We start from the raw sequence: 14,509 nt of genomic DNA, 5'->3' as shown, positions 1-14,509 counted from the left end.
GAAGTTGGAGGATGCGCTCGAAGCGCAGCGTGGAATCACCGATGTCCACCTGCGGCGAGATCTCGGCTACCCGGAGGTTTGCATCCACTACCGGCCCGAACTGGTGAGCGTGGCGCAGTTGCTCACGCTCGCGCAGAGCACCGGCGAGGTAGTGGCTGCGCGGTACAAGCACTTCACCTGGTTCGTGCGGGGGATGGACTCGGCCGATGCGGCCATGATCATCGAGACCGCCGTCGCCCACATGAAGGGCGTTCTCTCCGCGAGCGTGGCGTATGCCAGCGAGCGTCTCGTCATTGAGTACGACGGCGAGGAAGTCTCGCTGGAGGACGTGGAGGCCCGCGTCAGGAAGCTGAAGTTCGGGCTGGAGGTGCCCACCGCGGGCCATGTCTGCTCGCACCACGCGCACGGTGGAGGTCTGGCTCCCAAGCTGGAGCTGCCGCTGGTGGTGGCGTCGGGCGTCCTGCTCGTTACCGGTTGGCTGCTGGATCGCTTTGCTCCGGTCCCCGCACTGGTCCCGACGATCGTCTGGGCGCTCGGTATGGCGAGCGGTGGGTTCTTCGCCATCCGCGGTTCGATCCAGTCCATTGCCCAGCTCCGCATCGACATCGAGACGATGATGGTGGTGGCGGCCATCGGCGCGGCGGTGCTCGGTGCCTGGTTCGAGGGTGCCTTCCTTTTGTTCCTCTTCAGCGCGGGCCATGCGCTGGAGCACCGGGCGATGGATCGCGCACGCCGGTCCATCGAGACGCTCGGCAAGCTGCGTCCGGAGGTGGCTCGAGTCCGCCGCGGCAGTGACGTCGTCGAGGTTCCCGTGGCCCAGGTGCAGGTGGGCGAGCGCGTCGTCGTCCGGCCCGGAGATCGCATGCCTCTGGACGGTGTCATTCGCGAGGGCAAGAGCTCGCTCGAACAGGCGGCCATCACCGGCGAGTCCATCCCCGTGCCCAAGAAGCCGGGGGATGAGGTGTTCTCCGGCACCATCAACTGCGAGGCGCTGCTGGAGGTCGAGGTCACCCGGCTCTCCTCGGAGTCGGTGTTGGCCCGAGTGGTGGACATGGTCGCCCAGGCCGAGGCCCAGAAGGGACCGAACCAGCGTTTCGCCCAGCGGCTGGAGAAGACTTTCGCGCCGCTGGTGATGGTCGCCGCCGTGCTCTTCCCGGCGGTGTTGGTGCTGCTCGGCACGCCGTTCAAGGAAGCCGTGCTTCGGGCCGTGGCATTGCTCGTCGCAGCCTCACCCTGCGCGCTGGCCATCTCCACGCCCTCGGCTGTGCTCTCCGCCGTGGCGGCGGCGGCCCGTGGGGGCGTGCTCATCAAGGGCGGCATCTATCTGGAGTTGCTCGGAGGAGTCCGGGCGATTGCCTTCGACAAGACGGGGACGCTCACCGTGGGCCGGCCGAAGGTGCTCACCACCACTCCGGCCTTGGGTGTGACTGGCGAGGAACTGCTCGCCACCGCCGCATCGGTCGAGGCGCTCTCCGCGCATCCGCTGGCCCGCGCGGTGGTGGATGCCGCCGCCGAGCAGAAGCTCCAGCCGCCGCCGGGCAGGGATCTCGAAGCCATCCACGGCAAGGGCATCCGTGCGAAGATCGGCGAGGAGGCGGTGGCTGTCGGCAGCCTGTCCCTCTTCGAAGGCGATGCCATTCCGGCGGAGATCAGCGCGGAGGTGCAGAAGCTCGAGGCAGCCGGGCAGACGACGATGGTGGTGCGCAGGGCAGGGCGTTACCTCGGGGTGCTCGGTGTCGCGGACACCGTTCGCACGGGAGCGCATCACGTCATCCAGGAGCTGAAGGGGCACGGCATCGAGAGGACGGTGATGCTCTCGGGAGACAACTCGCGTGTGGCCCACGCGATCGCTTCCCAGGTGGGGATCGACGAGGCGCGGGCCCCGCTGATGCCCGCCGACAAGGTCACCGCCATCCGTGAGATCGGCAAGCACCGAGCGGTGGCGATGGTGGGAGACGGGGTGAACGATGCCCCGGCGCTCGCGGCCGCTGCGGTGGGAGTGGCGATGGGCGGCGCGGGCTCTGACGCGGCGCTGGAGACCGCGGACGTGGTGCTGATGAGCGACGATCTCTCGCGGCTCCCGTTTGCTTTGGGGCTCGCGGACAAGGCCACCGGGGTGATGAAGCAGAACCTGGTGATCGCGCTCGGGGTGAGCGCGGTGCTGATCATCGCCGCCGTCTTCGGGCTCACCCAGATCAGCCAGGCTGTGGTGCTGCACGAGGGCAGTACGCTCGTCGTGGTCGCCAACGGACTCCGGCTGCTTGCCTATCGGCCTCGGGTGCCGGAGGTGGTGCCAGCCGTGGCCGTCGGCAGTCAGCCTGCGGTGGGCTGAGCCGCGAACGGGTCGGGTGAACCGGTTCGAGGCGGCCCCTCCCGGCGCGCTCGGGACGAACTTGTATGCTTGTTGGACAGGTTCGGCCAATCTCCGCCCGGCGGGGACACCCGTCTCAATCACTTCGAGTACGGAGCGGTGATGCACTCGAGGTAGTTCCCGTCGGGATCTTCGAAGTACACGCCGCGCCCACCGTGCAGGTGATTGATCTGGCCGGGCCTCGCTTTGCGCGGGTCGGCCCAGTACGCGATGCCACGCTCCTGTATTCGTCCGAGGATCGCGTCGAATTCGGCATCGTCGACGAGGAACGCGACGTGGTGTCCTTGAAAGTCCACGCCGGACTCGGCGTAGTCGATGCTGGCGTCATCAGCCAGATCGACCACATGGAAGAAGCCCGCCCTTCGAGGTGCGGGAAGGCCCAGCACCTCCGCCATGAAGCGAGCCGACGCCGCGGCATCTCGGGACGGAAGGATCGTGTGGTTGAAGCGGATGGCCATGGAGAGGACCTCGTTCGGTTCACAACAGACGCTTCTTCATCCGTAGCAGGCTGTAGGCCGCCAGCGTCGAGGCGTCCTTGATACGCCCCTCGAGCACGAACTGCTCGAACTGCTCGACGGTGACGCGGGTGCACACCAGATCGCTCTCCTCCGGAGACAGTTGCTGCGGCCCGGCGGACAGCTCCTCTGCCAGGAAGACATGCATGCCCTGTGTCGAATAGCCCGGCGCGTTGAACACGTGCCCCAGGTACGTCATCCGCCTGGCCACCAGCCCGGTCTCCTCCTGCAACTCGCCCGCCGCCACCGTCTCTGGCGAGGCGTCCTTGTGCTCCTCCCACATGCCCTGGGGGAACTCCAGGTAGCGGCCCTGCACTGGATACCGGTACTGCTCCACCAGGTGGAATGCACCGCCCTCGTACGGAATGATCAGCGCGAAGTCCGGCTTGCTGACGACTCCATAGATGCCGTGCGAACCGTCCTGCCGTTCGATGGCGTCTTCCCGAACCGTCATCCACCGGTTGCGGTACACCTCTCTCGACGAGAGCGTCTTGATGCTCATGGTGAGGGCCATCCTACGCCCGGCCCTCGCTCACGGCTCCAGGCCCGCGCACGCTACACTCCGTCTCATGCGCTCCCTCCGTTGGCTCCTCCTGCCCGTGCTCCTGCTCTCCCTGCCCGCGAGCGCGGAAGAGCCACCCGTGCGTCTGGCTCCCGGCGAGCAGCAGGTGCTCGACATCCCGGGCATCCGCCGCGTCGCCGTCGCCGCGCCCGACGTCGCGGACGTGCGGGTGGTTGGCAAGTCCCAGCTCCTCATCACCGCCCAGCGCCGAGGCCGCACCACCCTCACGCTGTGGACGGACACGAAGCAGTTCCAGCGCACCCTCGTGGTGGATACCCCCCGAGCCGAGGATCTCACCCGAGAACTCAAGGCCTTCGGCTTCACCGATCTGGACGTCCGCACCGTCAACGAGCGCCTCGTCATCAGCGGGCACGTGGACTCGGTGCAGGACATGAAGAAGCTGCGCGCCCTGGTCGCGGGCCGCTCGGAGGTGACGCTCCTGGTGGGGCTCGATGCGCGCGTGATCCAGGCTGCCCTCACCGTCACCGCCGAGCAGATCAACACCGCCCTGAAGCGCACCGGTATCGTCTCCGCCAAGGCCGTCGTCGTCGGCCAGCGCATCCTCCTGGAGGGCTCTGTCACCGATGACGCAGAGCGTGACAAAGCCCAGCGGATCGCCGACTCCTACTATGACGAACTGCGCCAGGCGCTGGGACCACAATAGCGCACAAGGTGGGAAAACCCCCTGAAGGAACCAGGGGTTTTGTTTGACACGACCTTGACGCATCCCTATTGTCCGGCGCCATCTCTGCCCAGGGGGTAAAACCCTGTAGTTACGGGTAGATACATGCGGGGGCTCAGCGGACCCAAGGAGCGGCGGTCTGGGGAGAGCGCAGTTCCACGGCCGCCGCGCATGGAAGCACCGCGTGGGAGTCCCCCCGCGGTAGAGGCTGAGCGTCACCGATGACCACTGTCGAGATCATCTTCCTGGGCGTGTACTTCACCGTCCTGTGTGTGCTGGCTGTGTACGGCTCGCACCGATACCGGATGGCGTACCTGTACTACCGCCACAAGTTCAAGCTGCCGACCCCCAAGGGGGTGCTGCCCGCACTGCCCCGCGTCACCATCCAGCTGCCCATCTTCAATGAGATGTATGTGGTGGAGCGCCTGGTGGATTCGGTGTGCCGCATCGACTACCCGCGAGAGCTGCTGGAGGTCCAGGTTCTGGACGACTCCACGGATGAGACGTGCGGCATTGCCCGGGCGTGCGTGGAGCGTCACCGCCAGAAGGGCGTCAACATCGTCTATATCCACCGGACGAACCGGCAGGGCTTCAAGGCGGGAGCGCTGGAGAACGGGCTGAAGCTGGCCTCGGGCGAGTTCGTGGCGGTGTTCGACGCGGACTTCGTGCCCACCCCGGACTTCCTGCGGCGCACGGTGCCGTTCTTCGTGGATTCGAAGGTGGGCATGGTCCAGGTGCGCTGGGGCCACCTCAACCGCGAGTTCTCCATCCTCACCCAGGCCCAGAGCATCTTCCTGGACGGGCACTTCATCATCGAGCACACGGCGCGCAACCGCTCCGGCTGCTTCTTCAACTTCAACGGCACCGCGGGCATCTGGCGCCGGAACACCATTGAGGACGCAGGGGGCTGGCAGCACGACACGCTCACCGAGGACCTGGACCTGAGCTACCGCGCCCAGCTCAAGGGCTGGCAGTTCGTCTTCCTGCCTGAAGTCATCTCCCCGGCCGAGGTGCCGGTGGACATGAACGCCTTCAAGAGCCAGCAGCACCGCTGGGCCAAGGGCTCCATCCAGACGGCCAAGAAGCTGCTGCCCACCATCCTCAAGAGCGACTTGCCCTTCGAGGTGAAGCGCGAGGCCTTCTTCCACCTCACCAACAACATGGCGTACCTGTTGATGGTGCTGTTGTCGGCGCTGATGCCGCTGTCCATGGTGGTGCGCTTCAACCACGGGCTGTACGGCACGCTCTTCCTGGATCTGCCCTTCTTCCTCACGGCCACGGCCAGCGTGTGCGTCTTCTATGTGGCCACCCAGCGCGAGCAGGGCATCCGGGGTTGGGAGCGGGTGAAGTACCTGCCGTTCCTGATGAGCCTGGGCATTGGCCTGGCCATCAACAACGCCAAGGCGGTGCTGGAGGCGCTGCTCAACCAGCAGTCCGGTTTCGCGCGCACGCCCAAGACGGGCGCCGAGGGCCGCAAGGTCGTCAAGGTGAAGCGCAGCTACCTGGGCGCCAAGACGCTCATGCCGCTGGTGGAGCTGGCCTTCGCGGCGTACTTCACCGGTGCGCTGTGGTTCGCCATCGACGCGCGCATCTACACCTCGGTGCCGTTCATCGTCCTGTTCCAGGCGGGCTTCCTGTACGTGGGCCTCTCCAGCCTGTTGCAGGGGCGCCTGAAGCCCGCCGAGTCCGCCCCCAGCCTCAATGCGTCTGGGGAGCAGGCCCGCCGGGCGGCGTGATCGCTCCGGCGTCCGTTGTTCCCGAGTCCGGGGCTCAGGCCCCGGCGTCAGGCTTCGACCCTGCATCCGGGGTCTTGGAGCCGGCATCCGAGGCCGCCGCGCCCGCATCGAGAGGCTTCGTTCCCGCATCCGAGGCCGGCAGGCCCGCGTCCGAGGCTGGCAGGCCCGCATCCGAGGCCGCTGTGCTGAGGCTCTGAGGCGGTGGAGGGCCTCGGCGCAGCTCCTGCTCCGCCCAGGCGAGGGGGCGCTCGCTAGAGGGAGGGCGGCACGCCTCGTCCAGCGACGTCTTCCACACCGAGCGCAGCTTGAGCGCGGCGGGAGTGCACGCCGTGACTTCCGTGGGGAACTTCACCGGGCAGGGAGTGCCCGCGCTGAAGCCCGTGGCGTGGGTGGAGCCGACGAATCCCTCGGGCGTTCGGGCCAGAACGATCATCACGTTGCCACCGTCCGGAGTCCCCCCCACGCCTCCATCCGATAGGGTGTGGAGCAGGTGGAGGGACAGGATGCGGCCGTCATCCTCGGCGAGATAGCGGAAGGCCGGGTTGCCTACATGGTGATACTCGCCTGCCTGGCTCTGCTCGCAGCCGGGGGGAACGTGGACGGGTGGGGGGCCGACGGGAGTTCGGGTAGGGCAGGCGGTAAGGCCCGCGAGGGTGAGGCCCCCCAGGGTGAGGGGCAGGGACCAGGAACGAGACATGGGCGCGCATCTTTCATCACCCTGTCTCGGATGGCACAGGGTTTGACCCCCCACTTACGACTCTCTAACCTTCGAGTCGCCATGCATTTTTCCCGTGCCTTCGTCTGCGCGCTGGCGGTCGCCCTCGTGGCGCCCCAGGCGTTTGCTCAGGACGATCTGATCGTCCCCATCAACAACGAGCCGAAGTCCAAGTCGAAGGCCACCAAGCGCCGCACTCCCCCCAAGAAGGCCACGGCCAAGAAGGCGGAGCCGGCGCCGGAAGAGGACGATCTCGTCGTCCCCATCTCCAACAGCAACGGCAAGAAGTCGACCCCGTCGAAGCCGGCCACGGCCAAGAAGACGGAGCCGGCTCCCGCGGCGCTCGAGGACGAGCTGGTCATCCCCATCGCGGCGGGGAAGACGGAGCTGGCCGTGAAGCTGAGTGGCGGCCTCAAGGGCGCGCGCCTGTACGTGGACAGCAAGGACATGGGGCCGCTGCCGCAGTCCGCGCCGCTGCCGATCACCGCGGGTGAGCACACCGTCGTCGTGCGTCGGATTGGCTTCGCCGACTTCAACCGTCGCATCACCGTGGCGCAGGGCAAGCCCACTGAGGTGGCGGTGACGCTCGAGGCCGTTGCCGGCGTGATGACAGTGACGGCGGACGTGGCCGGCGCCAGCGTGAGCATCAACGGTCAGGTGCGAGGCCAGGTCCCGCTGGCCAACCTCGTGCTCAAGCCGGGCTCGTACGAGATCGTCGTGAGCAAGGACGGCTTCCTTCCCGAAACGAAGAGCCTCTCGGTGAAGGCGGGCAAGGAATACACGGTGGCCGCCAACCTGCGGCCCTCGGACAAGCCCACGGCGGTGGCCAGCACGGATCGCCCGGAGCGGCCGGTGCTCACGCCCTCGGAGAGCGTGAGCAAGACGCCCGTCGTGCCGCTCTCGGAGGATGAGCCGGAGGTGAGCACCAGCTCGCCCTGGTACAAGCGCTGGTACGTCTGGGCGGGCGTGGGCGTGGTGGCCGCGGCCGCTGCGGGCGCCGTGGTGGCCACGCAGAGCGGTGGAGTCAAGACGCTGGGCTCGGAAACGGTCTGCGGTGGGCCCTGCGATGGCACCATCAACGGCGTGGTTCCGCGCGGAGCCCATTGAGGGCGCGAGCTACTGGCCGCGCAGATCGTCCTCGGAGCCCTTGGTGGGGGACTCGAGCAGGAGGAACACGTTGCTCACGCGTCCCACGCCTGAGTAGTCGAGCGCCGTCGCGCGGACCTTGAAGGGGGCGCTCTCGGGCAGCAGGGAGGTGATGTCCACCACTCCCGGCTCGAAGGAGAAGGACATGGGGCCCACGCTGTCGACCTGCTCCTTGCCGACGCGCACCATGTCCGTGAAGCCCACCGCGCCGCGGTTGAGCACATGGCCCTTCTCGTCGAGCACCTCGAGCAGGATGAGGTTGTCCACCGAGAAGCCCTCCTTGCCGGCGGCGTCACCGTAGAGCCGGGCCCGAGCTCCCTCCAGGCGCAGCAGTGGCGTTTCGCCAGTGGCCACCACGTGCGGGGTGCGCTCGAAGTCTCGGGTGTCGATCTCCACGTCCTCGCGCTTCTGGAGGATCTGTGACGTCTCTCGCTCCAGCGTGTCCGCGAGCAGTTGCAGCGCGCGCGGAGGGCCTGTGCGGGTGGGTGTAGCGGGCACCTGTTTCACGCAGGCAAGAAAGCAGACAGCGACAGCGGTCAGAAAGAGTTTGCGGGCGGGCATGGGCTACGGGCTTGTAGCGAGCGGTTCGCAGAGGGGTCAACTCAGTAGAAGCCGTGCTGGGACTAACACGCTCCAGGGGATGCCTCAGTCCTGGGGTGGCATCGTCGAAGCCCCTCCGTCCCGAAGCTCCCCCTCCGCGGAACTGTCCCTATCAGGGGGGCCGATTCCCCCATCGCGTCTCAAGAACGCTGGCAGGGGTGCCACGGGCTCGTCGCTTCCGATTCCTATCGAAGAGTAAGGCACCGGCTCGCCTGCCGGTTCCTGAGTGCCCGCATCTAGCGCTCCCTCTCCCAGGGGGCCATTCGGTTCACCATCGAACCGGCGGCGCAGGATGCGTCCATCCACGCTGATGGCGTACTCAACTCCTGAGTCGAACAGGACCATGCTCGGGCTGCAGGCTGCAGGGTTGGGCCCAAGACTGACGAAGATGATGTCGCCCTGGCGGATGACCCGATACACTTGCGATTCCGGGCGATTCCAACATGAGCGTGCCTGAGTCTCTGGGGGGTAGCGATCCGCCAAGGCAATCATGAGCGCTTTGAGCGTCACTCCGTCCAGCTCATACACTTGTCCTGGCTTTCCAACGACGACTGGAAAGCTCGCGTAGAACTCAGGGAAGACAATGGACTTGTCTTCTTCAAGAGCTGGTGGAGCATGGCGCGGGCACCCCACGAGCATCAGGGTGGCAAGTACCGAGAGCACCCTCACCTCTCTCTCCCTGTTGAACACGAACCATGTTTGGGCACGATCGAGAACTGCACATCGTCATCTGCCCAGACAACGCGGCCTGTCTGTTCGCAGATCCATCCTTCTCGCGTATGGGTCCACTTCAAGATCTGGCTGGTAGCTGGAATATATTGATGGAATCCGTCACAGATGGGGGCTGCCCGGTTGCTCGAGAAAAAGGCCACTGCGGAGAGCCGTGCCATGCCATCTCTCGTCGCGCTCTCAAAGCCATGACGACGCACTTGCGCTACGATAAATTGAATATCACGCTTTGATAAAGGATCATCATAGAGATGGTTATGAAGCGCGCAGATATACTTGAGGCTCCCAGGCGAGTAGCGCCGATCGTCCACGTCCGGCGGTAGTGAGCACGTCCTGCTGCGCTCAGTGGGATCGACCTCTGACTGATCTGTCAGCTTGCTCAGCTCATACTTCTCGTCAGGTGTGTAATAAATCCAGGCGCAGTACTCGCTAGCGACTCGCCAGTAGGTCTCGAAGTTCTGCGAGTCCGGCCGACCCGCAACCGCGTTCGGCTTGGTGATGATCTTGTCGCACGCGGCCAGCAATGCATCTTGGAAAGAGCTGAACGGTTCTCCCAACGGGCCCGGGATGCTCTTCAGGCTTGGCTCCCCAGGGCCGGGCCGCACGATGTCATGATCGACGACACCGGGAGAACACCCCAGCAGGAACAACGCCCACAAGTGCCGATGCCACAGCCATGTCGGAAGCATTCAGTCTCCATGTGTGGCACTTGCCTGGCTCTCGCGGAGCATACACCGCCGCGGACGCCAGGCTGAGCGAGCTCGAAGGCGAACTCCAGCAGCGTCGGCATCTCCCATCTCAAAGATTGGGTACGCAGCGCTCGCTGGGATCTGTGCGGGGGGCGGCCCGAGTCCATGAGGCGAAGGGCCGTCCCCACCCCGACCAGTTCTGGCAAGTAGCAGTGGCCGTCATCGCTACAGGTCGTATGTAGGAGCCGATATGGGGCGGCACTCCGGTACACTCCCAGCACATCCTGTATGGAATCTTCCGCTCGTGGTCGGAAAGGTACGAGAGATTCAGTCCGATGCTCGTAGTTGTTGGCTCGCTTAGGATCAACCCATGGCGCCCGCTCCAAGATGGATGATCCTGATGCTGCTCCTCTGCGCGGCTCCGGCCCTGGCCGGCGGCTCGCCCGAGGTGCAGCTGTGCCTGCAGCACCTCAAACCCTCCGAACGAGAGCGAGCCGAGAAGCAGCTGGGCCCGTTGGAGGAGTTGCCGCTCTACCGCGTGCAACTAGAAGTTGATCCGGCCAAGCGCGAGGTGAAGGGCCGCGTGCAGGTGGAGGTCTTCGCGAAGAAGCGGAAGATCTCGGAGCTGTTCCTGCGCCTGACGCCGAACGCCTCGGGGAAGAAGGTGACGCTGTCGGACGCGAAGGTGGACGGCCAGCCCGTGGCGATGGAGCGGCCCGAGCCGACGCTGATCCGCGTGCCGGTGAATCCTCCACTGGAGCCCGGCGCGGTGGCGAAGCTGGAGGTATCGCTCCAGGCCGTCGTCCCGCGAGGCAAGGGGAACTCGGGCTCACTCCTGGGAGCACTGGGGGCCTCGGGGCCACCGGGAGATTACGGAGCATTCTCGGCCGTGCCGGACTTCCTGAGCCTCGTGGGTATCGTGCCGTTCATGCCTCCGCTGCACGCGGATGGGACGCCGTGGGCCGGGCCGTCGGGGATCGGCGATCTGGCGCTCTACGAGCCGTCGAACGTGCTGGCCACCGTGACGGTGCCCGCGGGCTGGCAGGTGCACGGCACGGGCGTAGCGATGGGCGAGGTGCCCGAGAAGACCCAGGGAGTGCGTTTCAGCTTCGCCGCGGCGCTGGTACGAGACTTCCCGGTGTTCGTCTCGAAGGGCTACGAGAGCGTCTCGAAGACGGTGGGAGACGTCACCGTGGAGAGCTTCTTCGCGAGCCGGGACGCGGTGGTGGGGCGGCGCGTGCTCCAGTACACCGCGGCCGCGCTGCAGACCTTCGAGTCGAAGCTCGGGGCGCTGCCGTACAAGAACTTCCGAGTGGTAGAGGCCCCGCTGTCGGACGGCGCGGGAGGCATGGAGTTCCAGGGCCTCATCACCGTGGGCACCTCCCTGTACCGCGGGGCGGCGGATCCCAACAGCATCTTCGAGGGCGTGCAGGGGATGGAGATGTTCAAGGGGCTGATCGAGCAGATGTCCGCGATGGGCGGCGGGGGAGGGGCCAACCCGTTCGCGCAGATCAGCAAGTCCATCGAGCGCACGCTGGAGTTCACTGTGGCGCACGAGGTGGGGCACCAGTACTTCGCGGGGCTGGTGGGAACGGATCCGATCAAGGAGCCGGTGGCGGACGAGGCGCTGACCCAGTACGCGGCGGTGCTGTACTTCGAGTGGGCGCACGGGAAGGCGGCGGCGGAGTCCCTGCGGCAGGAGGCGCTCGTGGCCGCCTATCAGATGTATCGGATGATGGGCGGCGAGGATGGCCCAGCCCAGCGGCCCACCGAGGAGTTCAGCAGCTCGATGGAGTACGGCGCCATCGTCTACGGCAAGGCGCCGCTCTTCTTCCACGCGGCTCGGAAGATGGTGGGGGACGACGCGTTCCTGCGCGGCCTGCGCTCGTACGTGGACACCTACCGCTACAAGTGGGCCTGCCTGGACTGCTTCCGCAAGGAGCTGGCCAACAAGAGCGCCAACACCTCGGGTGCGCTGGAGCGCCTCCAGGACCACTGGTGGAAGGAGGCGCACGGGGACGAGGACCTGGGCCAGCCGAGCCTCGAGGCCCTCATGGGCGGCAGCATGGGGGACATGAAGCTCGACAAGGACACCCAGAAGATGCTGGAGGACATGCTGCGCGGGACCTCGGGCCAGTAGGCTCGGGGCTCAGTCGAACAGCGCCTTCACGAAGTCGCGGGGCTCGAAGCGGCGCAGGTCGGCGATCTTCTCGCCGACGCCCACCCACAGCACGGGGATCTTCAGCTCGTCGCAGATGCCGATGATGACGCCGCCCTTGGCGGTGCCGTCCAGCTTGGTGAGGGCGATGCCGGTGACGCCCACCGTCTCCTGGAACTGCTTGGCCTGCTGGATGGCGTTCTGCCCGTTGGTGGAGTCGAGCACCAGCAGCACCTCATGGGGCGCGCCCGGCAGGGCCTTGCCCATGACGCGGTGGACCTTCTTGAGCTCTTCCATGAGCGGGGCCTTGGTGTGGAGCCGGCCCGCGGTGTCCGCGATGATGACGTCCGCGCCCGTGTCCTTGGCCTTCTTCACGGCTTCGAAGACGACGGCGCCCGGATCCGAGCCGTCCTCGCCCTTGACGAGCTCGGCCTTGGCACGGTCCGCCCAGACATCGAGCTGCTCGGTGGCGGCGGCGCGGAAGGTGTCTCCGGCGGCCAGCACGACCTTCTTACCGGCGCCGGTGAGCTGCGCGGCCAGCTTGCCGATGGTGGTCGTCTTGCCCGCGCCGTTGACGCCCACCACCATGACGACGTGGGGCGGACCGCCGCCCTCCAGCGAGCGCGGCACGGGCAGATCGACGATGCGCGCCACCTCCTCGCGGATGAGAGCCTTCATGCGCTCGGGGTTGCTGAGCTCGTTGCGCTTGAGCTTCTCGCGCGCCACCTCCACCAGGTTGGATGCGGTGCGCACGCCGATGTCCGCGGTGAAGAGGATCTCCTCCAGCTCCGCGAGCACGGACTCGTCCACCTGGCGGTTCTGCCCGAACAGGCCGTTGAGGCGGGCCATGAAGCCCTGGCTCCTCGTCTTGTCCAGGCCCTGCGCCAGCGTCTTGCCGGCCTCGGCCTGGAGCTTGGCGCGCTCGGCGGCCTCTGCGGCCTGACGGGAGGCTTCGGCCTCCGCGGCGTCGCGAGCCTTCTGCTCGCCCAGGAGCCGCTCGGCCTCCTCACGCTCACGGCGTTTGCGCTCCTTGGCCTCCTCGTCGGCGGCCTTCTTCGCGCGGTACTCGGCGCGCTTCTCCTCCTCCTCCTTCTCCTTGAGAACGCGGGCCTCTTCCTCCAGACGGGCGCGCTCGGTGGCGTCGGTGGCGGCTCGGGCGGCCCGGGCAGCCTCTTCGCGCTGGCGGGCCAGCTCCTCGGCGCGGGTGTGGGCCTGGTCGGCCTCTCGCTGGCGAGCCAGCTCCGCCTCGGACTTTGGCAGCTCCACGCGGATCTGCGGGGCTTCGGCCGGGAGTTGGGGCTTCTCGCCCTCGGCGGGCACGGTGGGGCGTGCGGGCTTCTCGGGGACTCGGGGGGCCTTGAAGAAGAGCTTGCGAGCCGCCAGCACCAAGAGGAGCAGGAAGACGAGCCCCACGCCGTAGCCGACCCATTGGGAGGCGGGGCTGGCCTCGGGGGTGGGCGTACCTGGCGGGGTGCCGGGCTGACCGGGCGTCGTCTCCGGGGGAGCGGGCACGGGAGCGGGGGCTGGCACCTGCGCAGCGAGGACGTCCAAGGCAGTCGGAGTCTTCATGGGGGGTCCGCTTATACCAATCCGCTGTTGGATGCAGCGCCTCTGGACCGGTAAAAACCGGTCCCATGCGCCTCTCGACTCTCTGCCTGCTCATTTCCTCGGCCCTGGTGTGCGGCTGCATCATCGAAGCGCCTGGTGGGGCCACGGAGGCCGAGCGCCGCCAGGCCACGGTGGCGCAGGTTCCGCAGTTGGCGATCAAGAGTGGCGCCAACCTGGGAGGGAAGGTGGAGATCGTCGGTGCGACGATCCAGCCGGGCCGGGTGGTGCCGGGCGAGCAGACGCGCGTCACGGTCTTCTTCAAGGTGCTCGAGCCGCTGGACGCGGACTACATCGTCTTCGCCCACGCGGAGGACAGTGAGGGGCGGTCGGAGCGGATGAACCTGGACCACAAGCCGGCGGGCGGCCTCTATCCCACCACGCAGTGGAAGCCGGGCGAGACGGTGAAGGACGAGTTCTCCTTCTATCTGCCTTCGGGCTCGCCCGTGCGTGGGGTCAACCTATGGATAGGGTTGTGGGAGCCGAACACGGACACGCGTCTGCCGCTGAAGAATCCGCAGGCGGTGCGCAACGACGGCAACAATCGCATCCTGCTGGCGCAGGTGCCCGTGGCGCAGCGATGAGAAAAAAAACCGGAGCGGCCCTGTAAGCCGAGTTTTGTCCCCACCCCTTTCGAGGTGGGCGGCGAACATTCGTCTAGGGCCCTGGTTGCCCAGGGACCTCATCAGCGAGCAACCCGAGCGCAGCGGACGGGCCATCCTTGTCCCCCAACCGCGAGGACGCGCTCCTATTGGCTCTTGCTCCAGGTGGGGTTTACCGTGCCGCCCGAGTCACCTCGGGCGCGGTGCGCTCTTACCGCACCGTTTCACCCTTACCCGCCCCTTGCGGAACGGGCGGTTTGTTTTCTGTGGCACTGTCCTGCGAGTCACCTCGACTGGCCGTTAGCCAGCACCCTGCCCTCTGGAGCTCGGACTTTCCTCCCGCCACCCGTTCCTGCAGTGGCCAGCGTTCACCCAGGCCGCTCCGGCCCTCGCTGCATA

At 66.8% G+C, this 14,509-nt stretch carries 12 protein-coding genes and 1 other RNA gene; 6 read left to right on the top strand and 7 right to left on the bottom strand.

Translation table 11 applies throughout. From position 1 onward, the window contains the following. Positions 1–4 precede the first annotated feature (4 nt). Complete coding sequence (locus KY501_RS29335) at positions 5–2,332, top strand: heavy metal translocating P-type ATPase (protein ID WP_224366786.1); 2,328 nt, start codon at positions 5–7, stop codon at positions 2,330–2,332. Between the two features lie 119 nt (positions 2,333–2,451). Here the strand turns inward: KY501_RS29335 and KY501_RS29330 are convergent, their stop codons facing one another. Then, a complete protein-coding gene (locus tag KY501_RS29330; RefSeq protein ID WP_224366785.1) occupies positions 2,452–2,829 on the bottom strand; it encodes a VOC family protein in 378 nt (125 codons plus the stop codon). Positions 2,830–2,848: 19 nt separating this feature from the next. Beyond that, positions 2,849–3,388, bottom strand: coding sequence for an NUDIX domain-containing protein (locus KY501_RS29325; RefSeq protein ID WP_224366784.1), 540 nt, complete (start codon positions 3,386–3,388; stop codon positions 2,849–2,851). A 67-nt stretch (positions 3,389–3,455) separates the two neighbouring features. Between KY501_RS29325 and KY501_RS29320 the strand changes: the two genes are divergently transcribed. Together KY501_RS29320 and KY501_RS29315 are read left to right on the top strand one after the other, a co-directional pair. Beyond that, positions 3,456–4,112, top strand: a complete 657-nt coding sequence (locus KY501_RS29320; RefSeq protein WP_224366783.1) for a pilus assembly protein N-terminal domain-containing protein — start codon at positions 3,456–3,458, stop codon at positions 4,110–4,112. A 239-nt stretch (positions 4,113–4,351) separates the two neighbouring features. Then, the gene (locus KY501_RS29315; protein WP_224366782.1) at positions 4,352–5,866 is read left to right on the top strand and encodes a cellulose synthase family protein; all 1,515 of its coding nucleotides are present in this window, start codon (positions 4,352–4,354) and stop codon (positions 5,864–5,866) included. Between the two features lie 34 nt (positions 5,867–5,900). Here the strand turns inward: KY501_RS29315 and KY501_RS29310 are convergent, their stop codons facing one another. Next, entirely contained in the window at positions 5,901–6,563 is a 663-nt protein-coding gene (locus KY501_RS29310) for a hypothetical protein (RefSeq protein ID WP_224366781.1), read from the bottom strand. 81 nt (positions 6,564–6,644) lie between these two features. Here KY501_RS29310 and KY501_RS29305 point away from each other — a divergent pair, with 81 nt between their 5' ends. After that, on the top strand, positions 6,645–7,688 hold the full coding sequence (locus KY501_RS29305) for a PEGA domain-containing protein (protein ID WP_224366780.1): 1,044 nt from the start codon (positions 6,645–6,647) through the stop codon (positions 7,686–7,688). Between the two features lie 9 nt (positions 7,689–7,697). Here the strand turns inward: KY501_RS29305 and KY501_RS29300 are convergent, their stop codons facing one another. Both KY501_RS29300 and KY501_RS29295 read right to left on the bottom strand, forming a co-directional pair. Beyond that, on the bottom strand, positions 7,698–8,288 hold the full coding sequence (locus tag KY501_RS29300; RefSeq protein WP_224366779.1) for a hypothetical protein: 591 nt from the start codon (positions 8,286–8,288) through the stop codon (positions 7,698–7,700). Between the two features lie 704 nt (positions 8,289–8,992). Continuing rightward, entirely contained in the window at positions 8,993–9,745 is a 753-nt protein-coding gene (locus KY501_RS29295) for a hypothetical protein (protein WP_224366778.1), read from the bottom strand. Positions 9,746–10,115: 370 nt separating this feature from the next. Between KY501_RS29295 and KY501_RS29290 the strand changes: the two genes are divergently transcribed. Further along, complete coding sequence (locus tag KY501_RS29290) at positions 10,116–11,885, top strand: M1 family aminopeptidase (RefSeq protein ID WP_224366777.1); 1,770 nt, start codon at positions 10,116–10,118, stop codon at positions 11,883–11,885. 9 nt (positions 11,886–11,894) lie between these two features. On the opposite strand, the gene ftsY is transcribed toward KY501_RS29290, so the two are convergent. Next, a complete protein-coding gene (gene ftsY, locus KY501_RS29285; protein ID WP_224366776.1) occupies positions 11,895–13,472 on the bottom strand; it encodes a signal recognition particle-docking protein FtsY in 1,578 nt (525 codons plus the stop codon). Positions 13,473–13,537: 65 nt separating this feature from the next. On the opposite strand from ftsY, the gene KY501_RS29280 reads away from it, so the two are divergent. Continuing rightward, entirely contained in the window at positions 13,538–14,092 is a 555-nt protein-coding gene (locus KY501_RS29280) for a hypothetical protein (protein WP_224366775.1), read from the top strand. 7 nt (positions 14,093–14,099) lie between these two features. On the opposite strand, the gene rnpB is transcribed toward KY501_RS29280, so the two are convergent. Next, positions 14,100–14,494: RNase P RNA component class A (gene rnpB / locus KY501_RS29275), an RNA gene on the bottom strand. Between the last annotated feature and the right edge of the window lie 15 nt (positions 14,495–14,509).

It is taken from the genome of Hyalangium versicolor (assembly GCF_020103695.1).
GTDB lineage: Bacteria > Myxococcota > Myxococcia > Myxococcales > Myxococcaceae > Hyalangium > Hyalangium versicolor.
This window is presented reverse-complemented; position numbering and strand designations above follow the sequence as displayed.